Origin of the sequence: Paenibacillus wulumuqiensis (assembly GCF_000971965.1) — a bacterium.
GTDB classification, from domain to species: domain Bacteria; phylum Bacillota; class Bacilli; order Paenibacillales; family Paenibacillaceae; genus Saccharibacillus; species Saccharibacillus wulumuqiensis.
In genome coordinates this window covers 95335-119472 of sequence record NZ_LAQP01000013.1, presented here as the reverse complement: position 1 = coordinate 119472, position 24138 = coordinate 95335, and the positions used below count along the sequence as shown (strand labels likewise).

The 24138-nt window shown below is 50.3% G+C and carries 18 protein-coding genes; 4 read left to right on the top strand and 14 right to left on the bottom strand.

Features of this window, described 5'->3' with window-relative positions:
• The first annotated feature begins 81 nt into the window (after positions 1 to 81).
• Entirely contained in the window at positions 82 to 3834 is a 3753-nt protein-coding gene (locus WH45_RS15415; RefSeq protein WP_152663573.1) for a hypothetical protein, read from the top strand.
• A gap of 105 nt (positions 3835 to 3939) precedes the next feature.
• Here the strand turns inward: WH45_RS15415 and WH45_RS15410 are convergent, their stop codons facing one another.
• Positions 3940 to 4368 carry a NucA/NucB deoxyribonuclease domain-containing protein gene (locus WH45_RS15410; RefSeq protein WP_046215314.1) on the bottom strand — a complete coding sequence of 143 codons (429 nt, stop codon included), beginning with the start codon at positions 4366 to 4368 and terminating at the stop codon, positions 3940 to 3942.
• Positions 4369 to 4777: 409 nt separating this feature from the next.
• On the opposite strand from WH45_RS15410, the gene WH45_RS23195 reads away from it, so the two are divergent.
• Complete coding sequence (locus WH45_RS23195) at positions 4778 to 4954, top strand: YjfB family protein (RefSeq protein WP_017813620.1); 177 nt, start codon at positions 4778 to 4780, stop codon at positions 4952 to 4954.
• 238 nt (positions 4955 to 5192) lie between these two features.
• Here the strand turns inward: WH45_RS23195 and WH45_RS15405 are convergent, their stop codons facing one another.
• The 6 genes from WH45_RS15405 to WH45_RS15380 form a co-directional block, all read right to left on the bottom strand.
• Positions 5193 to 6374: an acyl-CoA dehydrogenase family protein gene (locus WH45_RS15405; RefSeq protein WP_046215313.1), complete on the bottom strand. Its 1182-nt coding sequence runs from the start codon at positions 6372 to 6374 to the stop codon at positions 5193 to 5195.
• Between the two features lie 225 nt (positions 6375 to 6599).
• The gene (locus WH45_RS15400) at positions 6600 to 7013 is read right to left on the bottom strand and encodes an SMI1/KNR4 family protein (RefSeq protein WP_046215312.1); all 414 of its coding nucleotides are present in this window, start codon (positions 7011 to 7013) and stop codon (positions 6600 to 6602) included.
• A gap of 171 nt (positions 7014 to 7184) precedes the next feature.
• Complete coding sequence (locus WH45_RS15395) at positions 7185 to 8081, bottom strand: SMP-30/gluconolactonase/LRE family protein (protein WP_046215311.1); 897 nt, start codon at positions 8079 to 8081, stop codon at positions 7185 to 7187.
• 24 nt (positions 8082 to 8105) lie between these two features.
• Positions 8106 to 8774: an SGNH/GDSL hydrolase family protein gene (locus tag WH45_RS15390; protein WP_046215310.1), complete on the bottom strand. Its 669-nt coding sequence runs from the start codon at positions 8772 to 8774 to the stop codon at positions 8106 to 8108.
• 48 nt (positions 8775 to 8822) lie between these two features.
• A complete protein-coding gene (locus tag WH45_RS15385; protein ID WP_046215309.1) occupies positions 8823 to 9599 on the bottom strand; it encodes an alpha/beta hydrolase in 777 nt (258 codons plus the stop codon).
• Between the two features lie 203 nt (positions 9600 to 9802).
• Positions 9803 to 10636 (bottom strand): AraC family transcriptional regulator, encoded by an 834-nt coding sequence (locus tag WH45_RS15380; protein ID WP_046215308.1) that lies wholly within the window; start codon positions 10634 to 10636, stop codon positions 9803 to 9805.
• Between the two features lie 113 nt (positions 10637 to 10749).
• On the opposite strand from WH45_RS15380, the gene WH45_RS15375 reads away from it, so the two are divergent.
• A complete protein-coding gene (locus tag WH45_RS15375; protein WP_046215307.1) occupies positions 10750 to 12777 on the top strand; it encodes a beta-galactosidase in 2028 nt (675 codons plus the stop codon).
• 241 nt (positions 12778 to 13018) lie between these two features.
• Here the strand turns inward: WH45_RS15375 and WH45_RS15370 are convergent, their stop codons facing one another.
• The 3 genes from WH45_RS15370 to WH45_RS15360 all read right to left on the bottom strand — a co-directional run bounded on the left by WH45_RS15370 (position 13019) and on the right by WH45_RS15360 (position 17107).
• Positions 13019 to 14011, bottom strand: coding sequence for an aldo/keto reductase (locus WH45_RS15370; protein WP_235338391.1), 993 nt, complete (start codon positions 14009 to 14011; stop codon positions 13019 to 13021).
• Positions 14012 to 14072: 61 nt separating this feature from the next.
• Positions 14073 to 15581 carry a UxaA family hydrolase gene (locus WH45_RS15365; RefSeq protein ID WP_152663572.1) on the bottom strand — a complete coding sequence of 503 codons (1509 nt, stop codon included), beginning with the start codon at positions 15579 to 15581 and terminating at the stop codon, positions 14073 to 14075.
• Positions 15578 to 17107, bottom strand: coding sequence for a tagaturonate reductase (locus tag WH45_RS15360; RefSeq protein WP_235338390.1), 1530 nt, complete (start codon positions 17105 to 17107; stop codon positions 15578 to 15580). Before WH45_RS15360 ends, WH45_RS15365 begins: the two co-directional genes overlap by 4 nt.
• Before the next feature lie 197 nt (positions 17108 to 17304).
• Here WH45_RS15360 and WH45_RS15355 point away from each other — a divergent pair, with 197 nt between their 5' ends.
• Positions 17305 to 17982 (top strand): tetratricopeptide repeat protein, encoded by a 678-nt coding sequence (locus tag WH45_RS15355; RefSeq protein WP_046215305.1) that lies wholly within the window; start codon positions 17305 to 17307, stop codon positions 17980 to 17982.
• A 30-nt stretch (positions 17983 to 18012) separates the two neighbouring features.
• Here WH45_RS15355 and WH45_RS15350 read toward each other — a convergent pair whose 3' ends face one another.
• From WH45_RS15350 to WH45_RS15335, 4 genes are all read right to left on the bottom strand, one after another.
• Positions 18013 to 19071 carry a phosphotransferase gene (locus tag WH45_RS15350; RefSeq protein WP_052723807.1) on the bottom strand — a complete coding sequence of 353 codons (1059 nt, stop codon included), beginning with the start codon at positions 19069 to 19071 and terminating at the stop codon, positions 18013 to 18015.
• Positions 19072 to 19968: 897 nt separating this feature from the next.
• A complete protein-coding gene (locus WH45_RS15345; RefSeq protein ID WP_046215304.1) occupies positions 19969 to 20493 on the bottom strand; it encodes a (2Fe-2S)-binding protein in 525 nt (174 codons plus the stop codon).
• Complete coding sequence (gene pucD / locus WH45_RS15340) at positions 20490 to 22841, bottom strand: xanthine dehydrogenase subunit D (protein ID WP_046215303.1); 2352 nt, start codon at positions 22839 to 22841, stop codon at positions 20490 to 20492. Before pucD ends, WH45_RS15345 begins: the two co-directional genes overlap by 4 nt.
• 6 nt (positions 22842 to 22847) lie before the next feature.
• The gene (locus tag WH45_RS15335; protein WP_046215302.1) at positions 22848 to 23837 is read right to left on the bottom strand and encodes an FAD binding domain-containing protein; all 990 of its coding nucleotides are present in this window, start codon (positions 23835 to 23837) and stop codon (positions 22848 to 22850) included.
• Positions 23838 to 24138 lie beyond the last annotated feature (301 nt).

The following is a 24138-nucleotide window of genomic DNA, read 5'->3' as shown; positions in this document are numbered from 1 at the left end:
TAGTCCCTATATCCATTTATAAGAATAAGCTGCTATATTAGTTTTAGTAATACATTTATACCAATTAAAGGAGGAATTTTTATGAGAAAAGGTTTAATTTGGGGATTGGTACTCTGTCTAATCCTCACAGGGATGGTGAACAACCGAACTTTTGCGGCAAGCTTCGTTCCTGAGGGAGAAGTTACAGGTACGATGCAGGAAGATGCCGTAGCCGATGATCCTGCCAAGCCGGCTGTACATAATGACGTGTACACTCTTCCGGAAGAGCCGGCTGTCTCCGCTTTGCAAAATGAGTCGTCGTCCGTACAGCAAGATGTATATGATCAATTGCAGAATTTCGCTATAGCCACTCCTTATGGCATGGGCTATTACAACGGATATATTTATGTCGCTCAGGGTCAGAACGGATTATCACGAATCTCCCTGACGACAGGCAAGATTCATGGAGTGGTAGGCAAAAGCGCCCGGGTTGCTTTTCGTTCCGTGACGGTGGATACATATGGCAGCCTGTACTACTCGCTGCGCTCCGATCCGAATGTTTACAAATTTACGTTCAACAAGTCTGTAGCGCTCCCTCTGACTGCCGACAAATTTGTAAGTCAGAGTACCATTTATACTGAAGTACCCCTTCCTTCCAATGGTTCAGAACATTCAGAAATCAGCGGTCTGGCCATGGGACCGGATAATCAACTGTATATCTCTCTTTTTAACAAGTACTATACCAGCTTGGGTCCTGAACTTACAGGATTGCTCAAATGGGATTCTTCTAAACAAAAATTTTATAAGGTTATTGAGGACCAATCCATGAGTATCAAAGCTATCGCTTTTGACCCTCAAGGAAATCTGCAGGTTCAGTTGGTTGGCTACTATGAGCACGAACCTCCGTATGTAATGGATCAATTAAATCGAATTCCGGGCAGTGCACTCAAGAATCTACCCGTTTCCGAAGAAACGCCCAAACCGTACTTCCATAAGTCCATGCATATTTATGGATTTGTTATCCTTCCCAATGGGAGGGTCTATGTGGCAGATAGCCAATCTATTTTTGCGCCTTTTCCCGATTCCAAGCCGCGGATCATTTTGAATAATTCTGAAGCAATCGAACTGTTCCAAAATGAGCCCTATGTTGAAAGAGGAGCGATCGTGGAAGATGAAAAATACGGTGACATTCCTCTGGAGCTTACCTATACGCTGGACGGACAACCTGTATCCCGTCTGGACACTTCCCTGCCGGGAGAGTATACGGTTTATTACAATGCCATAAATGCTGATGGTCTTGCAGCAGACACCCAAACGCAAATCGTTACCGTTAAGCCGCTACCCAAAGATCTATCCGAAATTGATCTGAGAAATCCAAAAACGATGGATTATGCCAATGGAAATCTATATGTAGCCAATGGTCCCATCTCTGATCAGTCCCAACGAACAGGCATTTATAAAGTCTCTTTATCCGATTACAAGCGCTCTCTATTGGTGGATACAAAACAGTTGTTTAGTGCGCTGACAGTAGATACGGCAGGTAATCTGTACTTCGTTCTCCCTAAAAGCAAACAGATCGGAAAAGTGGATGCCCGTTATCTTAACACGTCTGTACCTTTGACTTCGGAACAGTTTTTATCTCGTGCGGAGTATTTCATGCCCTTTACAGAAGGACAAGTATGGGCGAATGGCTGGATAACAGGTCTTGATTTTGATAAAGATGGAAAATTGTATATAGCATTAACAAAAGAAAGAGATGTGGATCCTGTTTCCATACTGGCACGAACAGATGCCGAGGATCTGAAAGTTACCGACCCGGTTGTAAACATCCCTTATATAATAAAGGATATATCATTCGGCCCTTCCGGCAATTTGCTTTTGCTGGAATCTTATATTCACCGTATAACAGCCACACAATTGCTGGATTTCCAACCAAACCTCGATACCGAAAAGCTAAGTGACAATTATCCTACCTTCTCAGGTGTCGGTATTGCTATTTTGCCGAATGGTGAAGTATATACCAGCAATGATAGCATCAATGGTACGTATGTATTCACAGATATACAAAAAACACCTTTTAGCGAGCCTGCTTTTCCTGAAGGGATTGAAGAGGATCATTACCGACTGGAAAATCTGAATATTACCGCTCCATGGAGTGTAGACTATCATGATGGATATGTGTATTTTGCACAGGGAATGTACGGATTATCCAAAGTGTCCCTTGCCACACGCCAGATCACATCAATCGTAACCAAGTCCAATACATTCTTTTTCTCTGTCGCTCTGGATTCCTCAGGCAACCTCTATTACACTACCCTTGATGATATGGATAAAGCATCTGTTAAAAAGGTAGCGGCTGAGGATATGCCGACCACTCCTGTAACGGCAGCGGAATTCAGCCGGATCAGTACAAATTATGCTGCATTCCCTTCTGAAGGGTTGTACAGCGGGTCCTCTCTGGAAATTGCAATCAGTCCGCAGGATGAGTTGTACGTCTCCACTACTGTCCCAGTGAAAGCAGGCAGAACGATTTTCAAATGGAATGTAAATTCCGGAAAGTGGATTCCGCTTCTGGCCAATAATGAACCTACATCACACATTGCTTTTGATACTAAAGGTAATCTTTATTTTATGGATTATTGGGGAAATAGCTGGAATTCGCTATTCACACAAGGAATCAATAGAATTACTGCAGACAGCCTGAATGGCAAATGGCCAATAACTGCGGATAAAGTAAACATTTATAAACACAAGGATTCCCAAACTGATAGTGCAAGAGACTTTTTGTTCCTGCCTGACGGCAAATCCTATATAGTTGATAGTGCGCAGATCCACCGTATTTTCCCGGCATCCCGACCTGTCATTGCTATCGATAAGGAAAAAATTTCGCAATTTCAGGATGATCTGTATTACGAACGGGGATTTACAGTAGACGATGATACGTATTCCGATTTCAAAAAAACCATTACGTACTCCTTTAAAGGTAAAATGGTTCCAAAAATTGATGTGCATACGCCAGGAATATATACGGTTCATTATAATGCGGTTAATTCTGCCGGTATCAGCGCTCTGGAGAAAGTACGCTTTGTCCGTATTAAGCCATTGCCCGTTTTTTTATCCGATTGGGATGTAGATGCGATCAAAGGAATGGGAAGCAATAATAAAGATCTGTATCTGACCAGCGAAGCAAGTGAACAGAATCCCAATTACGGGCTACTCAAAATCTCTACCTCCACTCTGGTCAAAACCAAAATTGCCGATCTTCCCAATGGCAAAGCGGTAACCGTCAATGATCATGGAGACATTTTCTTCTCCCGCTCCGGTTATGAGAATATGTTCTACAAACTGGATGCCCGCTATGTTAAAGAAGGAGCGGTGTTGTCCCATAATGAACTGATGCGCCATAGTCAGACATTCAAGCCATTTACCGATGCAGAAGTCAAAGGATATTCTGTGCAGATTACCGGTCTGGACTGGGATAAACGAGGTAACCTGTATGCAGCTGCTTCCTTTACCAATAAAAAGACGCATGTGACTACAGGCAAAGTTGTACGTCTGAAAGGAACCTCCTTCCAGAGTGCTATACCGGTTGTCGAATTCCCGACAGCCACCTATGACATCGAGTTTAGCCGAAACGGGAATCTATACGTTATTGCAGACGGATTCAAAATATACAAAGCCACTGCCGCTCAACTGAACACGCTGCCTCTGACACCCCAAAAGTTCACAACCATCGACAATCAGTTTGGTGATGAGGCGATTTCCTTCCTCGCTGATGGATATGGTTATGTAAGCAGCATGCAATTCAGACAATCATATGAATATAGTCTTGATCAGCTTCCATTCAAAGATTAAGGCTACAGCTACCCAAACTTGCCAATAGAAAAAAACACCTTCAGCAATCTGTTCCCTGTCATTGGATAGGGACTTCTGCTGAAGGTGTTTGCCTTTCATATGTTATTAGTTCACGATAAATTTCACTTTTGTACCATCCGGGTAATTCTCCAGTCGGTTGCCTACCCATGATCCGGCACCGCGGTTATCCGAAGGGGTCACATAACGGATATCTGCACCGGTACCGCCTTCCAGACACATCGCCATCGGCCATTCGTCGCGGTCATAGCCGGATTTGGTCGGTACGCCTCTCAAGGAATCTTCACGACGCTCACTCGCGCCTGTCCGGTCGATCGTACATACAGCCGAATGGCCCTCTGCAATCGCATCACGAATATGGTCGGCTGTCTCCGGGTAACGATCGGTAGGGAAATTCAGCGTATAATCGTAAGCTGCTGCCGCGTATACCTTATGTATTTGTGCTTCACCCTGAAGCACTACCGGCAATGTCATCATCATCACCAGCATTGTTACCGTCATCCATACTTTTTTCATCTCATCATCTCTCTTCCATTTTATTGGTAAATCAGGAAAACCTAGATTAGTTTAAAACATTATATTTAAAACTTAAATCATTTTATGTAAATTTATTCCACTATTTGTGTAAATATTGGTATAAAAAAGAACCCTGCCTTATCGAGGACAGGGTCTATGCAAAATATATATTTAAAGGGGTATGTAATTATTTTAACCATCCCCTCCGAAAATAACCTTATTTGTGCTTGAAAATCATATGAAATCAGCGAAGGATTAACGAAAAGGTGAGCAGAGAGCCCATTCGATCGATTGTAGTTTTCTTTGTCTGCTTATTCGCGCTTCGGTGTTTGCTGCTATTAATCATTTGTACTTTTGCAGCCGATAACCATACTATGCCCTGTCTTAGGCAGGAAAGGAGGAAGCATCCATGGATATCCCTGCTTTGTCAATGGCAATGAGCCAGGCTTCTGTAGCTCAGGCCGCCGGAATCCAGGTCATGTCTTTATCAAAAGATATGATGGAACAGCAAGGTCAACAAATGGCTCAGATGCTCCAGCAAGCTCCGCATCCGAATCTTGGCAAAAGTCTGGACATTCGTGCCTGAGTGATTCTGTCTGCGGACAGCGATTATTTCAGACATATTTCAGACGGCTTGACATGCTTCAATCCGAATTTGGGAATAGCACAAACCGCCTCAAATGACATTCATTGGGGCTGTTTGTGCTGTGCTCTGCTTCCGCTATCTGGGCAAGCTGTTCCGGAGAAGTTGGCTCTGGATAGGCTGCTCCGATGCTCTGCAGAAATAAGGATATCGTTATACCCGCGTTCTGAACGAGCTGTTATCAGGACAATTCCTCCAGCGCAGTCCGTGCCAGCGTCTGCAGGACTGCATCTTCCATCGGAGGATTATGCAGTCCTGCGCGGACATCGCGATACAGGCGTTCCAGCGGCAGATTTCTGGATAGAGCGGCTCCGCCGACGATTTTCATCGCTTTGTCGACGACCTGATTGGCAAGATGAACCGCATTGTATTTAACCAGTCCAAAGTCAGGACGCATATGCTTGCGGTGCTCGGGTTCACGATCCCAGCGATCTGCCACATCGTACATCAGCGTACGCGCCAGCCGCAGCTCGCTCTCGATCTGACCGATCCACTGCCGGATATGCGGTAGCGTGGCGATCGGTTCATTCAGACTGTTGGGCGTATAGCTGGCGGCAAATTCCAGTGCAAAATCACGCGCTGCATAGGCGATGCCGAGGTAGCAGGCCGGAATATGCAGCAACCAGCCATCCCCATCATCCCGCTCTGATTTGGATGTACCCGGCAGATGGATCGACAGCACCTGACGATCCGGCACAAACACCTGATCCAGAATCACATCATGGCTGCCGGTTGCTCGCATTCCGAGTGTATTCCATGTCTCTTCGATGCTAATCCCATCCCGTGACCGTACCAGAAAATCACCAATCTCCGGCTGATCCTCAATGCCGGCACTGACGATAAAGTCAGTCAGCAGCGGACTGAGTGTACTGTAGGTCTTCCGGCCGCTCAGCAGCCAGCCTCCCTCTGTGCGTACAGCTGTGGTCTGCGGGCGACCGCCCCGTGTCGGACTGCCTGTGCCGCGTTCACTGGCAAATTTGTTAATCATATTGCCATGGGCGACCACATCCTGGCAGAACTCCGAAAAGGTCGGCTCCGGCCAGCCGTCCGACTCGCGAAAATGCAGCATCATACCGCCATGCCAGCCGGCACTCAGTGCGGTAGAACCATCTCCGCGTGCGATACGCTCCTGCACGAGCAGCCATTCATACAGTCCCAGTCCTTCTCCGCCATATTCCCTGGCTACAGTCAGTTTGGCATAACCGGCTTCCTTTAATTCCTGGAAATTCTCAAAAGGAAACGAGCCTTCCTCATCATGCTTGGCTGCTCGCTCGGCGAACTTTACTGCCAGCCGATCAGCCCATGCGGCCAGCTCGGCTTCCTTTTCATTACGGATAAACAGATCGATTCGTTTGTCAGTCATATGTAACTCATCCTCTCCAACGCTTTGGTCTATTTAATCGGAATACGGCCTGATTTTATACTATATAAATTCAATGCTTTTAGTCGGATAAATGCGGTGAGCAATGACCAAGAGATACATGACTCGCCCATTTCCCTATAAGCCGTTAAACGCGAAACCGGGTCCCTAATCAAACAGGCAGTCAGGCTTCACCTGTATTACTTTCCTCTATACTTTCCTGCAGCATCATTCTTCCTGCAGAAAATCCAGAAAATTGCCAAACGATTCGGCTGCCAACTCCAGCTCCTGCAAATCCATTAACCAGATATAGATGCTGCCGTAATCCGGCTGATCCCGCAGGGATATCAGAAAATTATTGCCACCCTGATCATAGGCAAAAGGAAACAGCAGTTCCAGCTGCTCAAAGCTCTCCAGCAGATCGGCATAGAGCTGCTCTGCTGGCAGCCGTCCATAGCGAATAGAATCAAATCCTCCTACAATAAGCGCATTTCCTTCCCGGTCTTCCGGTAAATATCCGCCATTGTAACACAGATAATATTCCTTGAAAGCTGGGGGCAGCGGACGACCGAGCCGGGCTTCCAGCTCTTCCAGATCTTTGGCCGTCAAGGGATGTTCACTTTGTTCCAGTACAGGCTTCATTCCTTGTTCCTCCAGACAGATTATTGCTTTATTAGGAGCCACTTTGATATTTATTAGGAGAATAAACAGAAACCGCAGCATCCCGGTATACGGAATCTGCGGCGCTGTGGTTATGATGATCCATTGGGCCTGCTGTTACTTCTCGCAGACATGCGCTTGGATCAAATTATATCATGCACTCTGCCAGTTCGCAGCTTTTCCCAGATTGAATGCGCAGGCTGCTATACCCTTCACTCCCGGACGAACGACGAAGACGCCTCCCGCAGGAGAATCGGCTGCTTCATCGTCTTCGCGTGCTGTCGTAATGTACAGTTCATCCAGCTTGGCTCCACCAAACGTACAGGCAGTGACGCACTTGGCCGGCACCTGAACTTCACCGATAACCTGACCGGTAGAAGGATCAATCCGTGATACCCGGCTGCCACCCCAGCGTGCGACCCACAGCATGCCTTCGGCATCAATGGTCATGCCATCCGGGTAGCCTTCGCTATCGTCCAGCTCGGCTACTACGCGGCCGTCGGCAATGGATCCGTCCTCCATATTATAATCAAAAGCCGTAATCTGGCAGGTCGGTGTATCGATATAATAAAGCGTACGGTGATCACTGCTCCATGCCAGACCGTTGGAAGTGGATACTTCATCCAGCAGCAGGCGCACATGACCTTCCGTATCCATACTGTACAATGCGCCTTGCTTTTCCTCACCATTCAGACTCATCGTGCCGGCGAGCAAGCGTCCGGCAGGATCACATTTGCCATCATTGAACCGGTTGCCCGGGCGACCTTCCTCCGGATCATGAATCAGCGTCTTGCTGCCGTCAGCGAGATGAATCCGGTAAAAGCCGCTGAACAGTGCACCGATCACTTCGGTATCCGTATAGGGAACGACCGCTCCAATATGCTCTCCTACATTGATCTTCCGATCTTCCCCGGTCACCGGGTTATAGATATGCAGCTGATAGCCTTCGATATCCACCCATAACAGGTGCTGCTGGTCTGCATTCCAGCTCGGACCTTCGCCAAGCTTGGCTTTGGCATCAATCACCAATTCTGCGGTATACTGCTTCATTGTGTGTCCTCCAGATGTGTAGTTTCAGGACTGTACCGGGGAACGGCTCCAATCGTATCCGACTCCCTGTAAAAATGCCCGTGCCAGCACCATATGTCCTTTGGTATTCGGATGAACATGATCCCAGCCGTGAGACAGACTGGCCGGATATATGTACTGACTAATAGTGTCAAATGCCGCCTGCGTATCGACAAACAGTGTTCCGCTCTCTTCCGCAATGCGTTTTACGACTGCGCCGTATACATCCATCGTGGCTCTCATCGGATCTTCCGGTGTGGTGCTCATATAGTATGGCGTCATCAGCACAATGCCTTTTACTTTGGGCAGTGTCTGCTCTACCAGTTTGCGCAGCGTTTGCTCGTATTCTTCCAGATAGACATGGATATGCGGCTCGGTCGGATTGTCAAACTGGCGCCATACATCGTTGATTCCAATCATAATAGATACCCAGTCAGGAGTATGGGCAAACACATCCTGCTCCCAGCGATCTTCCAGATCACGCACGGTATTGCCGCCGATTCCGGTATTCAGTACACGGAATGCATAGTCCGGGTAAACCGCTTGCAAAAGAGCATCCACGAGCGAGACATAGCCATCTCCAATACTTCCATTCTGGCCTACAGGACGTCCGCGGCCGCAATCGGTTACCGAATCGCCAATCATTAACAGGGTGCTGTTTTTATCCATTTTCATCTCTGCCATCTCCTCTTTGTCAGTGAATCCAATCCATGAAGCAGATCCTTACCAACCCTGACGATGAAGCCAGGATATGCATTGTTTGGTCCAGTTTCCCATAACCGGGTGGTCCAGCGCAAGTCCTTTTCCATGGCCGCCGCTCTCATATACATGCAGCTCGAACGGCACACTGTGTTCTTCGAGTGCCAGGGCCATGCGCAGGCTGTTCTGTACCGGTACCGCATCATCATCGGCCGTATGCCAGATAAAGGCGGGCGGGGTCATAGCGCTCACCTGTTTCTCTGCGCTGCTGCCGGTTACGAGCTCTATCGCAGCCTGATCACCGAGCAGGGACATGCGAGAGCCTTCATGTCCAAAGCTGTCCATCGTAATGACCGGATAACAGAGCACCATCAGGTCCGGGCGTGAGCTGACTTCGCGATGAAGACCACTCAGCAGCTTGGTCTCCTGTTCCTGGAATACCGTTCCTGTCATCGCTGCCAGATGTCCTCCGGCCGAGAAACCGAGAATACCGATCCGGGAAGGGTCCACTCCATACTCAGCTGCATTGGCCCGGACATGCCGAACTGCGCTCTGCCCGTCTTCAAGCGGAGTCCGCCGCTGACGCGGAGAGAGACGATAATGCAGCACAAACGCGGAGATTCCATTTTCATTCAGCCATTCTGCGACTGGGGCGCCTTCGTGATCGGCACGAAATTCATAACCGCCACCCGGCAGTACAATCACTGCACTGTGCGCATCAGGCAGCAAATACGGTACCAGATACGGCCGCTCTCCCTGATCATCCACGACGGCAGGATCAGCGATCCAAATTTTGTCCATTTTCCTGTTCCTCCACTCTCTGTGTGTATAGACCCATCATCATCTGTCCGGCAGACTGGGTAACCCACTGGACAGATGATGATGGGATGGAATATCATATTCCAGCTCTGCTGCATCAGCCTTTTCAAACGCTATTATTGTAAGCGCTTCACAAAATAATCTCAATCAAAATGTGCATGACTGATGTTCAGCAAATACACATTTTAATAAAGATTCCGAAATTGTTCAGGAGTGACTCCTTCCAGGCGCCGGAAAGTTGCCACAAAATGACTGGAATCCCGGAAGCCCACCTGACCGGATACTTCCTTGATCGTCATGCGCGGATACAGAGTCATTAGTTCCTTGGCTTTGCGAAGACGCAGCAAAATGAAATACGCGTAAGCGGTCATACCGAATGTCTGACGGAACAATGTATTCAAATGCCGGGCGCTGACGCCTACCTGAATCGCCATATCTTCCAGTCCGATATTCGGATCATCATAATGCGCCTCCATGAAGCTCATTAGCGGTGCCAATCTCTCTACGGTATGGGACAGGGAGGGCAGATTGTTAATGCGTCCGTGCTTTTTGAGAATAGTCAGAAAACGGTACAGATCTGCGCTCGTATCCAGGCCTGACAGATCCCGGTTGCTGCGGATTTTGCCCAGCATATTTCCTGCAAAAGCTTCCAGCTCACAATCCCGATCCCATTCATAATAGGCAGAATGCGACAGCCCAAAGGTAGATAGCAGCCCAAGCGATTGCGGACCACCAAAAGTCAGATAGATGGTCTCCCATACACTGCTGACCGGACGGTAGCTGTGTGCATCGCGCGGAGCCAGGAGAACTCCCGAGCCGGGTTTGAGCAAATAACGTGCACCGCCAAAAGCGAACTCCCCTTCACCATGCACGGTCTGAATCCAGTGATAGCACGGATATCCATCCGGGCGATCAATATATTCCTGATCCGGATTCTCGCCGATACTTTCCATATGAATAGGAAGCTGAAGGTCTTTGAGCTCTGTAAAAAAGCGCCGATGCGGGTTGGTTACGTACATGATACGTTCACATCCTATATCCATATTTTTATACTATACACGGTTTATCTTATATTTTACAAGGGATGGTTATGATTTAGTATAGAGGTATTCTTATATAAGGAGTGACAGAATTGATTAGCAGCAAACTTCCGAAAATCTTCTACGGCGGGGACTACAACCCCGAGCAATGGGACAAACAGACACATCAGGAAGACCTCGGCATGTTCAAACAGGCCGGAATCGATATCGCTACCTTGAACGTCTTCTCATGGGCACGCAATCAGCCGGACGAAGTTACATATCAGTTCGAATGGCTGGATGAGCTTATCGACAGCCTTTATGAAAACGGTATCTATACCTGTCTGGCTACCAGCACAGCTGCCCATCCGGCCTGGATGGCTACACGCTATCCCGATATTCTGCGTACGGACAAGGATGGCCGCAAACGCAAATTCGGCGGACGCCACAATTCCTGCCCGAACAGCCCGACGTACCGCAAATATTCGGTTGAGATTGCCCGTCGTCTGGCAGAGCGCTATAAGGATCACCCGGCTATTCTGGTGTGGCATATCTCCAACGAATACGGCGGTGACTGTTACTGCGAGAACTGTGAGAAGGCATTCCGCGTCTGGCTCAAGCAGCGCTACGGTACACTCGATGCCGTCAATACAGCCTGGAATACCGGCTTCTGGGGCCATACCTTTTATGACTGGGATGAGATTGTACTCCCGGACAACCGCAGTGAAGAATGGGGAGAGAACAGCTCCAGCTTCCAGGGAATCTCGCTCGACTACTCCCGTTTCAATTCAGACAGTATGCTGGAATGCTACCGTCTGGAATACGATGCTGTACGCTCCGTTATTCCGGACGCTCTGATCACCACCAACCTGATGGGCTTCTACAAGCCACTGGATTATTTTAAATGGGCAAAATATATGGACATCATCTCCTGGGACAATTATCCGGGTCTGGATACGCCGGTCAGCTTTACCGCCCTCGCTCATGATCTGATGCGCGGCATCAAAAACGGTGAGCCGTTCATGCTGATGGAGCAGACGCCAAGCCAACAGAACTGGCAGGCCTATAACTCGCTGAAACGCCCTGGCGTGATGCGTCTCTGGAGTTATCAGGCGGTAGCGCATGGTGCGGATACGGTTATGTTCTTCCAGCTGCGACGGTCGGCTGGCGCCTGTGAGAAATTCCATGGCGCCGTTATTGAACATGTCGGGCATTCGGATACCCGTGTATTCCGGGAAGTCAGTGAACTCGGGTCTGAACTGCAGCAGCTCGGCGATCAGCTGCTTGATTCACGGATAGAAGCAAAGGTAGCCATTCTGTTCGATTGGGACAACTGGTGGGCGGTCGAGAAGTCCAGCGGTCCGACCATCGCCCTGAAATACGTCGATCAGATTCATAAGTATTACAAAGCCTTTTACGACCGTAATGTACAGGTGGATATCATCAGCGTCGACTCTGAATTTAGCGGATACGACCTCCTCCTCGCACCTGTACTATACATGGTCAAGCCGGGGTTAGCCGACAAGTTGGAACAATTCACCAGCAGCGGTGGCACTTTCGTTACCACTTTCTTCAGCGGAATCGTCGGTGAATCCGATCTGGTCACCCTGGGTGGTTATCCGGGCGAACTGCGCCAGCTGCTCGGCATCTGGGTCGAAGAAATCGACGCTCTGCTGCCGTCCATGCGCAACCGGATCGTCATGGATGGTACGCTTGGTGAACTAAGCGGTGACTATGAATGCGGCATGCTGTGCGATCTGCTGCACAGCGAAGGAGCAGATGTGCTCGCCCGGTACGGTGAAGACTTTTACCAGGGGATGCCGGTTCTGACCCGCAATGCCTTTGGCAAAGGTGAAGCATGGTATATCGCTTCAGATGGTGAAGAGACATTTATCGCCGGACTCATGAAGCATCTGTGTGAACAAAAGAGCATTCAACCGGTACTGGATACTCCTGCAGGTGTCGAAGCCGGATGCCGCGTCAAAGACGGAAAAAGGTTCCTGTTCCTGCTCAACCATAACGCCGAAGCGGCTGTCGTGGAGCTTGGAAGCCTTGACGCCAAGGATCTACTGAGTAATAATCAAGTTACTTCCTCTATTGAGGTTCCAGCGCGCGGTTCTATTCTCTTATCTGTAAAATAATTACATCGGATACCTAATTTATTGTAACATGAAAATAGCGATACGTAAAATGTTTATTATAACATTTGCGTATCGCTATTTTTGTCGAATAAGCTCCATTTATTCACATTCTTGTAGGCTTATGTTCGCTTACAATGGGCATAATCGAATTTATGATAGTTCGTTATTTTCAGATTCCATATTCTTGCTCGTTCGCGCTTCCTTTATCCACTCTATATTGATAGAAGACATAGACAGAATTCTAGAAAGGACTGCCTTCCCACTTGAACGTGCTGCTTCCATTCATCACATCCTGACTCCAGTGCCCGCTTGGCCATGTCTGTCCCTGAATCGGCTCCAGAATGTCCATTACACGCTGCAGCAGCTGCTGATCGAGCGGCTGCGCAGCCCAGCGGATATTGTCGGCCATCTCTGCCGTGCTGGCCGTACCAACAATGGTAGTCGCCAGCCTGTCGTTGGATACGGCATACTGGATCGCCAGCCGGGTCAGGCTCGTTCCCTGCTGCCGGCAGAACTCTGCGGCTTCACGGCAGCGCTGCTTGATCTCGGGAGAAGCCGGATGCCAGTCTGCCGGACCTTTATCTGACAGCAATCCCATCGCTAACGGAGCCGCATTAATCACGCCGATCCCTCTCTCTTTTAGCAGCGGCAGCAGATCAGTCAGGGTCGAATCGTTGAGTGTGTAATGGCAGTAGGACAGAATCACATCAAGATCGGTATGCTCCAGTACACGCTCATACCCTTCCAGCGGCAGACAGGACACTCCGTAAAAGCGGATTTTGCCTGCCTGCTTCAACTGCTGGAGTGCGGGTAACGCTTCATTCAGTACAATATTTAGATCGCCGAATTCAATATCATGCAGCAGTAGAATATCCGCATAATCCGTTCCGAGTCGCTGCAGACTCTCATCCACACTATCCAGTATCCGTTGACGGGAAAAGTCGAATTCCCTGTCATTATAACGTCCGGCCTTGGTAGACAGAATATAGCGGTCTCTCGGCAGCTGACGCAGCGCCCGGCCCAGCACTTGTTCCGAACGGGTCACTCCGTAATACGGCGACGTATCCACCAGATTGATGCCCTGTTCCATCGCTTCCAATACCGCTCGTACACCCTGATCCTCATCAATGTTACCAAATACATGGCCGAGCGGAGCAGCACCCAGACTGAGCGGTGACACCTCCAGACCTGTATTTCCAAGCTTGCGTCTGTTCATCATCGCTTCCACCGGCATCGCACGTCTCCTCCCCGTATCCATTCTTTCAGATACGATCCTATAATAGGCTATACCCCATTTACAGGATAACTCCATCTTTGAAAATGGCGATTTCGCGGAATCCGCGCTGTTCATTGTTTGTCTGGCTTCTGCCGGAAGCAATATCCACAATCCGGGATAACAGATCCAGCGAGACCTGTTCCATGGATTGCCCTTCCAGCAGCTGACCGGCGTTATAATCGATCCAGTGCTTTTTGCGGTTCGCCAGCTCGGACTGGGTCGCAATCTTGACGGTTGGCACGGGTCCGCCAAATGGTGTCCCCCGTCCGGTGGTGAATAATACGATATGGGCGCCTGCAGCCGAGAGTGCGGTCACGGAAACCAGATCATTACCCGGCGCTTCCACAATATTCAGTCCCGGCTGATGTACACGCTGGCCGTAACGCAGCACGTCCACTACCTGGGAATGACCGCCTTTTTGCGTACATCCGAGCGACTTCTCTTCAAGCGTGGTGATCCCGCCGGCCTTGTTGCCTGGCGATGGATTCTCATAAATATTCTGTCCATGATTCACAAAATACTGCTTGAACCCGTTGATCAGATCCACCAGCTGGCCGAATACCTGTGGACTGGCGGAGCGGTTCATCAGAATGGTCTCGGCGCCGAACATCTCGGGTACCTCGGTCAGAATCGCCGTCCCACCGGCGGAGACGATCCAGTCGGCCACTTCACCGACGAGCGGATTGGCGGTAATGCCGGATAATCCGTCGGAACCGCCGCATTTGAGACCGATTTTGAGCCGGGACAGCGGCAGCGGCTGACGCTGCTCCTGCTCGGCCAGCGAGACCAGTTCCTCCAGATATTCCATTCCTGCTTCGATCTCGTCATCCTCTTCCTGGGCTTTGAGATAACGGATTTTGTAGGCATACTCTTCCGGGATGTCGGCGGCAAACTGCTCAATCTGATTGTTCTCGCACCCCAGTCCGATAATGAGCACGCCGGCCGCATTGGGATGCAGCACGAGCGAGCTCAGCAGCTGGCGCGTATATTCCAGATCATCGCCAAGCTGGGAGCATCCGAATGGATGCGGAAAATGGTACACCCCGTCTACTCTCCCGACCATTTCCGAATGAGCGGTACGTGCCAGCACTTCACAGGTTTTGTTAATGCAGCCGACTGTATTGATGATCCATATCTCATTGCGAATTCCCACTTCCCCATTGGGCCGCACATAACCGTCAAAGGTGTGCAGATGCGGCGGGAGTACACGCGGCTGCCAGCTCAGCTCCGGTTGATATTCATACTCCAGTGTACCGGATAGACCGGTATGAAGATTATGACTGTGAATCCATTCCCCTGGAGCAATCGGCACTGTTGCTTTGCCGATCGAGAAGCCGTATTTAATCACATCCTGTCCAGGCTCAATCGAATGAACAGCTATTTTGTGACCACGCGGCACATCGTTCACCACAGATAGAATATTTCCATTATCCAGTACCAGCGTATCACCGGGTGCCATATCATGCAGGGCGATAATGACATCATCCTGCTGCTGGATAGCAATATAGTCTCTCATTATTGTATTCATGTCGGATTAACCTCCATTTGTATCCATTTCGATGCTACCGCTTCAGACAGTCCGGCGATAGCTGTCAGGTCTTCATTCCAGATCCCGGTATCTGCCAGTATGTCATGTATGACCTGGCGGCATGATGACTCATCATGCTGCTGCCATCCGGCCCAGTGACCCGCCAGCAGACCCAGCTGCCCGGAGTGATCACGAATGTTCATCGTACTGCCATTCGGCAGCTGTGTGGTAAAGATCTTCGTTCCATCCTGCTGCTCGGTCTCTTGTACCTGATACAGACGCAGCAGTGCAGCCAGTCCGTATACGAGCTGCTCCGGCAGCTGATCAAACTTTTCTGTATACGCTTTCAATACAGGCAGCAGACGGGACTGAAATTTGCTGATACTGTTCATGGCAATATCCTGCAGTCGGTGCTCCAGATACGGGTTGGCGAACCGCTCAAAAGTCTCCGCCGCATAACGCTTCAGTTCCTCCGGCAGGATCGGCAGCGCCGGGATAATTTCCAGGTCTACCGTCTGTCTCACCCATTCACCCAGTTCGGAATCTTCCATGACTTCACGAACCGTCGATTTGCCCTGCAGCAGACCTGCAGGCATCATGAGAGTATGCGCCCCATTCAGTATATGCACTTTGCGCTGGCGAAACGGCTTCAGATCCGGCACCCATTGTACATTCAGTCCGGCCTGGGCAAGCGGCAGACGGCGGTCGAGCGACGGATCACCCTGAATCGCCCAGAGATGATACGGCTCTGCTGTGGTCAGAAATGAGTCTTCATAACCCCAGCTGCCGGTCAGCCGCGCATATTCTTCATCTCCCGGCATCCCGGTCACGATCCGGTCCACCAGATTATTCAGGAACAGCTGTGACTGCTCTACCCAGCTGCAGAATTCTTCACCGAAGCCGAATTCACGTCCGTAGCGCAGCACATACTCCCGGAGTACATCTCCATTATTCTCTATCAGCTCACAGGGCAGGATCATCAGTCCGCGCTTCGGGTCTCCGTTGAAATGAGCAAACCGGCGCTGCAGCAGTACGGTCAATCGTGCAGGGAAATTGGTCATCGGCTCGCCGGGAACATAGTCGATCGGCGTATACACGAGCCCCGCCTCGGTCGTATTGGAAATGACCACATCCAACGACTCCAGCTCAGCCAGCTGCAAGAACCGTTCCCACTCGGTATAAGGGTCCACATAATCCCTGAATACCGAGATCATCTGGCGCTTCTCTACCTTTTGTCCATCCTGCAGTCCTTGCACTACCAGCGTATAGAGTCCTTCCTGCTGCTCAATCTGCTTGAGCTTGGCCGCTCCTCTTGGTGTAGGCGGAGTCAGTACGACGCTGCCATGATATTTGCCGGAAGCGATACTTTCCTGGAGCATCCAGTCGGCGAATCCGCGCAGGAAGTTGCCTTCTCCAATCTGCAGTACCTTGATTGGCAGCTGCTGCATGTGTACATGTTTGCGGCGTTCATCTTCACCGGTTAAGCCCAGTCGTAACAAAGGCTGTAGTCTGCTGATTGTCATCATATTCCTCCATTTTCGAAAATGTTCACGTTAACATTTTATGATAAAAAGCCTTTCTTGAACATCATTGTATCATCATTTAGACTGAAATAGTGAATATTTGACAGGAATTATATCATTTTTTAATAAAAATTTCTGGATTCCCGGCTGCCGGTTGATTGACAGTCTAAATGATATTTCCACAGGAGGTCGATCGAGTCATGAGTAAAATTTTTCTTTTCTCCATTCTGTGGTGGCTGCTTGGCAATCCGTTCCTGGCCCTGCTGGTCATCCTCTTTATCGTCTATGTGCTGGATCGCCGGTTTGTCGGCATCTCGCCCAGTCTGGTACGCCCGCTGCGGCGGCTGAGCCGTATTCGCAGCCTCCGCAGGCTCATTGCCGGCAGCCCCAGTGATATGTCTTCCCGTTATGAACTGGCCCGTCTGCTCATGGAACGCAAGCGTTACCGGGAAGCTCTCGGATGGCTGGAGCAGATCGGTCATGCCTATGAGGATTCGGCCGAATACTGGGATGATCTGGGTACCTGTCAGCTGTATACCGGTCAGCAGGCTGAAGGAGAACGTCGTATTTTACAGGCACTGGATATGAATGCCCGTGTCAAATATGGCGAGCCGTATCTGCGCCTTGCTTCCGAATATATTGGCAAAGATCAGGAGCGGGCGCTGCAATATCTGGAGCAGTTCCGCAGTATTCAGTCCTCTTCATGCCGTGCCTATTATATGCTGGGTATGCTGGACCGCTCACTCGGTCATACCGAAGCTGCCCGCAGCGTTTTTGACGAGGGGGTGTCCCTCTACCGTTCCCTGCCTAAATACAAAAAACGCAGCGAGCGCGGATGGGCATTCCGTAGCTGGCTGCGTAGAATATTCTCAACTTAACTGCTTTTGCCAAAATAATTAGGTTCCGGATCAGGCATCATATCCGAATATGCGGCGGCTGACTGCTTTAAGCAGGGGGCCGCTTTTTTTGTACCAGTTCAGTCCTTCGTCCAGACGTTTCGCCTGCATGATCACCACATCCGCCTGGTCGATCCCTTCGAAATAACGACTCAGAAAATGCATAAACACATCAATACGGCGCAGCAAAATAAGCAGCGGAAGCCGTACAGACTCCGCTTCCGTCAGCGTAACCACCGACGCATACCCCTGCAAAAAGGCAGTACAGCGCTGTTCATCCTGCTCTGTCCACTCCATGCTGCTCAACATATCCGACAGACAGACGGCCGGCTCCATCGCCCGCAAATCACGGGTTACAAATTCAAAATCCAGAATGGCGGTAATCTCGCCATCTTCCGATTGCAGCATATTGGATGCATTCAAGTCCCCGTGTATCAACTGATGGGGCAGCGAAGCGAGCCGGGTAATACGAACGAGCTGCTCGCCCAGTCCTTCACCGATCCGGTACAGCGTATCGGCAATCTCCGCAAAATTCTCCGGTGGATTCGCACAGAATGCTTCCAGTCGTCCCGGACTGCAGAGCGGATAAGACTGTCCCAGCCGGTAATAGGGCGGATAAACCGGATGCAAATCAATCTGAACCTGTGCCAGTGCAGCAGACAATTTGCCTGCGGCCTGCCCAAAACGGTAAATCTGATCTTCCGTTGCCAGAACGGGATTGCTGCCATCCACATAGTGAAATAAAGCCGCGAGTCTGCCGCTGCTCTCCCCTTCTGTCTGCGTTTTGCTGCTGGTCATGCATATCGTTTGGCCTTCCGGATCCTTGACGGGCTGCGGAATCTCCAGTCCTGTCAATACCTCGGGCAGTACCGATAATACTTCATGTTCATAGCGTACCTTGTCAGGCTCGCGGTGTGTCTCATAACGGCGCAGTACATAACGCCGGGAAGCATGGTCGATGAACATCGTTGTGTTGTTCATTCCGCCTTTGCCTTCTACCATATGCCAATTCCCTGATGGGAAATAGTGATCTGCCAGTTGTTCCATGGAATCTATATATTCACGTTCCAATGATTCCCCTCCTTGTTGCCTTTTATCCTATGCGGGTAAGGGAGAATGCCGATTACGACTTTCGGCTGCCGGTTCCCATACAGGCAACGTCGATGTGGCAGACTAATGATCATCCATTGATTGATTCAACCCGTATCCTGCTGTATCCCTAACCATCTCTGCCTGCAGATCAGCCAGCCGTTCATCCTGTGATCCACTCTGCTTCCGGTCGGACACTAATGATGACTATGTAGTCTCTGGCTGCTGCAGCCGCTCTATTTTAGCAGACCTGAATGTTCCGATCTGCTCTATTTCCAATCGAATTCTTCCCGGAATATGACCGGAAGATCATTGTGATGCCTGTTTACTTTTTGCTAGACTGAGGTGTCTTATAACATTCGACGGAAGCAGGTCTGCTTCCTGCCATTTCCGGCAAATCCCATCCCGTTACTCGTTGCCAAAGCTATATGATACCACGAACCAAAGCCAGTGAACACTATTTCGTCCGGGACCTGCCTGGACAGAGCAATTTACCGGGGGATCGCTGGCGCTGCTTCTTGGTGGGCAGCCGGTAGTCGTATGGGAGTTTTGCTAATTTGTGAACGGTTTCCTATCGGGAAGTAATTTACAGATCCCAAGTATATCATCGGTGGATTGAGTTTGGTGTTTAATATGTTTGGATTGAAATGGGCAGAAATTGTTTGTGGACGACGGAAATCGTTGCTTGACCTCTGCTGTTTGTACTTTGGTCGTTGCGCCAGGTTTTGTGGTGGATGCTTCGGCCTTCAGCCACTTTAAACAGGAATAAGGCTTATTATATGCCAAATAGCAGCCGACTTTGATTTCTGGTATCGGCTGCTATTTGGCATATTTTTGAGTTGTGGTTCGTCAAGCCGGGGAAGGAACGGTTTGAAAAGACTACTTCATTGGTAGCCCGGCTGTGGGGGACAGGGAGCTGCGATGGGCGCACTTGTCGGCTGCACTCTCGACAGCACGCATAATGCCGCCGTATCCGGTACACCGGCACAGATTACCGCACAGCCCTTCTTTGATTTCCTGTTCTGCTGGCTGAGGAGTGCGGTCCAGCAGTGCTTTGGTAGAAATGATCATGCCGGGTGTACAGTAACCGCACTGGAATCCGCCTTCTTCCAGAAATGCTTCCTGGATCGGGTGCAGCTCGCTTTCTGTCTCGCCATGCAGTCCCTCGATCGTCGTAATCTCGGTATCTGCGCACTGGTAGGCCATCATCAGACAGGAGTTCATCGGTTGTCCGTCGATCAGTACCATGCAGGCACCGCAGCGCCCGATCTCACAGGATACTTTGGTGCCGGTCAGATCCAGATCATCCCGCAAAATATCCAGCAGCCGCCGGGAAGGAGCAATCTCCATCTCTTGAGCCTTGCCATTCACTACAGCCTGCCATTGCATACTCGTCGCCTTCATCGTGGACTCACTCCTTCCTGCTGCCATCGACCTGCTCGTTGAATCAGCTGTTCCCGGGGGACCGGGAGATGGCTGATCCATTGTCCTGTTGCCTGACGGATCGCTGCTGTAATCGCCGGTGCCAGCGCGACCGAGCCAATCTCGCCGATTCCGCGGGGACCAAAAGAATCATTTTCCGGCAGATCTTCAATCACTTCGACCTCCAGCGAGGTATGCATATCCTGAATACCGGGAATCATATACGTATCCATATTGCGGGTCATATAATGTCCCTCTTCCATGACCGCATCCTCGGTCAGTGTAAATCCAAGTGCCATCACACTACCGCCCTCGATCTGCCCGACAAATCCCATCGGGTTGATCACCGGACCGGCGGCTACGGTATGGTACGTGTCCAGCAGCTTGACATGTCCGGTCAGTGTGTTCACTTCCACTTCGGCAGCTACGGCTGCATACGTATAGAGGAAATGCCCGCCGACCACTTCATCCGGCGTCGTTGGATAAGAGAACTTGGTATCAAAGGTCAATTCCTTGTCCTCAGTCACCCCAGCAATTTCCCGGTAGGAAACCACCCGTTTGCGGCTCATTTCCTCGCCTTCCTCCGTGATCATCTGCCAGATACCATGTTCACCTGTGGTCAATTGATCGATAGGGATCCCGGTCATTTCTTGTGCCTTTTGCAAAACCGCCTGCAGAAAAGGAGTCTTCAGCCGCTGCAGCGCCATCCAGGCCATCGTCGTTGAACGCGAGGCCGTACTGGAACCGCTATGAGGCACCAGATCCGTATCGCCAATCACAATGCTGATATCTTCAGCCGTACAATGGAACAGATCCATCAGCATTATTTCCAGAGTCGCGATCAACCCCTGACCAAATTCTTCGTAGCTGAACGCCACTTCGATCTGCCCCTGTGCATTCAGCGAAAGACGCCCTCCAGCCGGATCATCAATTCCATAGCCGAGCCCCGCTCCATGCATCGCCAGCGAAGAACCAATTCCGCGCTTGATCCATGGCGGCACCGGTGAAGCTGATGTCACAGGATCATATCCTGTCATGACAGCAGCCGGCAGAGCAGAATCTACTGTCCGGCGCTGCCAGAGCGAAGATTGCGCCAGCGCCTGCATCACCTGCTCCAGTCCGTTCGTTCGCCAGATCTCCTGCTGCAGCGGACCGGGATCATCGGGAAGCCGGCGATTGAGCATTCGGAATTCCCACGGGTCCATACCTATTTTCTCCGCCAGCCGATCCATCTGGCCTTCCATCGCGAAGATCGCCTGATTGCCGCCAAATCCCCGAAACTCGCCGGATACCCCATTATTCGTATAGACTGATACTCCCTCGACGTCCACATGCTGCAGACGATAAGGTCCCATACAATGTTCTGTGGCAAAATTCAGCACCGGGGCACCGAGTGTAGCATAAGCGCCGGTATCTGCGACGATACGTACCCGGTGCGCCTGCAGACGTCCATGCTCATCCATACCGGTCTCCATCTCAATCCGCATCGGATGGCGCTTGAGCCCTGCACGTACCGATTCCATGCGTGAATTGTGCATTTTGACCGGACGGCCGCTTTTCAGTGCCAGCAGCGATCCGTAAGGCTGTACATTCAGCTCATCCTTGCCGCCAAATGAACCGCCAATCGGACTGGAGATTACGCGAATACGTTCTTCTTCCCAATCCAGAATCCGGGCGATCTGCATCCGATCCTTGTAACCGTGCTGGGTCGGGGCATAGACGGTCAGACGCCCGTCAGGTTCGGGGACGAACAATCCGCCTTCCGTTTCCATATAGGCATGCATCTGGCGTGGAGTGCTGTATACTTCTTTGACCACATAAGTGCAGTTCTGCAGAACGGTATCTGCATCTCCCTGCTTGACCTGGGTACGATGCAGTACATTGCCCTGAGGATGCAGACGTGGAGCAGTGTCTTCCAGAGCGCGCAGCGGGTCGGTGATGGTCTCCAGCACTTCATAGTTCACCCGGATCAGAGACAGCGCATATTCGGCAATCTCCGGTGTGACTGCTGCTACTGCTGCCACGGCGTCTCCGATATAACGGACCATATCCTCACACAGTGCAGGCTGATCGGGTACGGCAATGCCAAACCGATTCAGACCCGGTACATCCCGGTAGGTGATGACGGCTATCACACCTTCATAAGCTTCGGCTGCCGATGTATCCAGCGATAGGATACGTGCATGGGGATGACTGCTGCGCAGCACCCGTCCATATAGCATGCCTTCTGCGGTCATATCTGTCAGATAACGCAGCTCTCCGGTTACCTTTTCCCGTCCATCTCTGCGTTTGCGCCATCGTTCCCCGCTATTCTCCCGGTTCAGCAGCATCTCCCGTCATCCCCTCTCCATCTCCTGATGTAATGTCTCCCACAATCCTGCCGCCAGCAGATTGCCGGCGGTCTGACGACGGTATGATTCCGAGGCAAATGGATCGCTGTAGCTCACCCATTCCTTTTCTACAAGTGCAGCCAATTCTGCTGTATACCGTGGGTCATAGACTTTGCCTTCCAGCAGCTGTTCACATCGGCTCAGCCGCATCGCAAGACCGGCACCACCGCCTGCAGCAGCCTTCACATTCACCAGTACTCCCTCACGATTCATAAGCGCCCGGAAAGCTACCGTCACGAGCGAAGGGGTAAATGCTTCTCTCCGTCCCACTTTGCGGTAAAAACTAATCTCCCGCCAGGATGGTTCACTGGAAAGGCTTGTATGGAAAGGGGCTGAGTTCTGATGATTATGCAGATCAGGCGCAGTATCCGGCCCACTTTTATCAATAACAATGCCGAGCAGTACCGCATACAGGCTGCGTCTGCCTACCCGAACCTGTTCCAGCCAATCGACCAGCTCCTGCTCGTATTCGGATGGATGATGTTCGGTGTCCATCCAGACGAGCCGAGCATCATGAACGAGCAGGGCAGGAATCATATCCCCTACAGCCGATGAAATATTGCCGCCTATCGTACCCAGATTACGTACGGCCGGAGCAGCGATATGACGACAGGCCGTACTGCAGGTATTGCCATGGATACGCAGCCGATGATCATGCCCACATTCACGCAGGGTCGTTAAGGCTCCGATCCGAATCTGCTGTTCATCTTCCATAATGCCATTAAGTCCCTCAATTGTATCGAGCCGGATCATATGTGCCGGGATGGTCAGCAGCCCGCCCTCCCACTGGGTACGCAGCAGGGTGCTGCCTGCGACATAGGCCGAATCCGCACCATATTGACGCTTTAGCGTGATCGCTTCTTGTGCACTCGCCGGCTCCCAGACATGGGGAAGTACCGGAGCAGGCAATGAGGATGCTGTACTTTGCCTATTCATGAGGCCACCTCCACATTGTCAATATTATTTAACATATCGTAATTAAACCAATAATAGGCGTCAACTAAACTAACTCATATTTGTGAAAATTCTAAATATTAAGCTTATTTTAGTTTTTATAATTAAATAATTCTAAAAAATCGTCATCATATGTAAACTAAATTTACGTAAAATATTTTATTATACTGAAATCAAAACAGATGAGAAGTACATAAAATGAAAGAACCTGCCAGGGTCCTGACCTATAATTCTCATACCAATTTTCCAATCTATTTTAGGCACTGACCTATCCGCTTCTATA

Coding starts and splice junctions, on each gene's coding strand:
- WH45_RS15385 (WP_046215309.1), bottom strand. CDS start 9,599: ATGGACAAAATTTGGATCGCTGATCCTGCCGTCGTGGATGATCAGGGA.
- WH45_RS15355 (WP_046215305.1), top strand. CDS start 17,305: ATGAGTAAAATTTTTCTTTTCTCCATTCTGTGGTGGCTGCTTGGCAAT.
- WH45_RS15380 (WP_046215308.1), bottom strand. CDS start 10,636: ATGTACGTAACCAACCCGCATCGGCGCTTTTTTACAGAGCTCAAAGAC.
- WH45_RS15410 (WP_046215314.1), bottom strand. CDS start 4,368: ATGAAAAAAGTATGGATGACGGTAACAATGCTGGTGATGATGATGACA.
- WH45_RS15400 (WP_046215312.1), bottom strand. CDS start 7,013: ATGAAGCCTGTACTGGAACAAAGTGAACATCCCTTGACGGCCAAAGAT.
- WH45_RS23195 (WP_017813620.1), top strand. CDS start 4,778: ATGGATATCCCTGCTTTGTCAATGGCAATGAGCCAGGCTTCTGTAGCT.
- WH45_RS15335 (WP_046215302.1), bottom strand. CDS start 23,837: ATGAATAGGCAAAGTACAGCATCCTCATTGCCTGCTCCGGTACTTCCC.
- pucD (WP_046215303.1), bottom strand. CDS start 22,841: ATGCTGCTGAACCGGGAGAATAGCGGGGAACGATGGCGCAAACGCAGA.
- WH45_RS15345 (WP_046215304.1), bottom strand. CDS start 20,493: ATGAAGGCGACGAGTATGCAATGGCAGGCTGTAGTGAATGGCAAGGCT.
- WH45_RS15390 (WP_046215310.1), bottom strand. CDS start 8,774: ATGAAAATGGATAAAAACAGCACCCTGTTAATGATTGGCGATTCGGTA.
- WH45_RS15360 (WP_235338390.1), bottom strand. CDS start 17,107: ATGATGACAATCAGCAGACTACAGCCTTTGTTACGACTGGGCTTAACC.
- WH45_RS15365 (WP_152663572.1), bottom strand. CDS start 15,581: ATGAATACAATAATGAGAGACTATATTGCTATCCAGCAGCAGGATGAT.
- WH45_RS15370 (WP_235338391.1), bottom strand. CDS start 14,011: ATGCCGGTGGAAGCGATGATGAACAGACGCAAGCTTGGAAATACAGGT.
- WH45_RS15395 (WP_046215311.1), bottom strand. CDS start 8,081: ATGAAGCAGTATACCGCAGAATTGGTGATTGATGCCAAAGCCAAGCTT.
- WH45_RS15415 (WP_152663573.1), top strand. CDS start 82: ATGAGAAAAGGTTTAATTTGGGGATTGGTACTCTGTCTAATCCTCACA.
- WH45_RS15405 (WP_046215313.1), bottom strand. CDS start 6,374: ATGACTGACAAACGAATCGATCTGTTTATCCGTAATGAAAAGGAAGCC.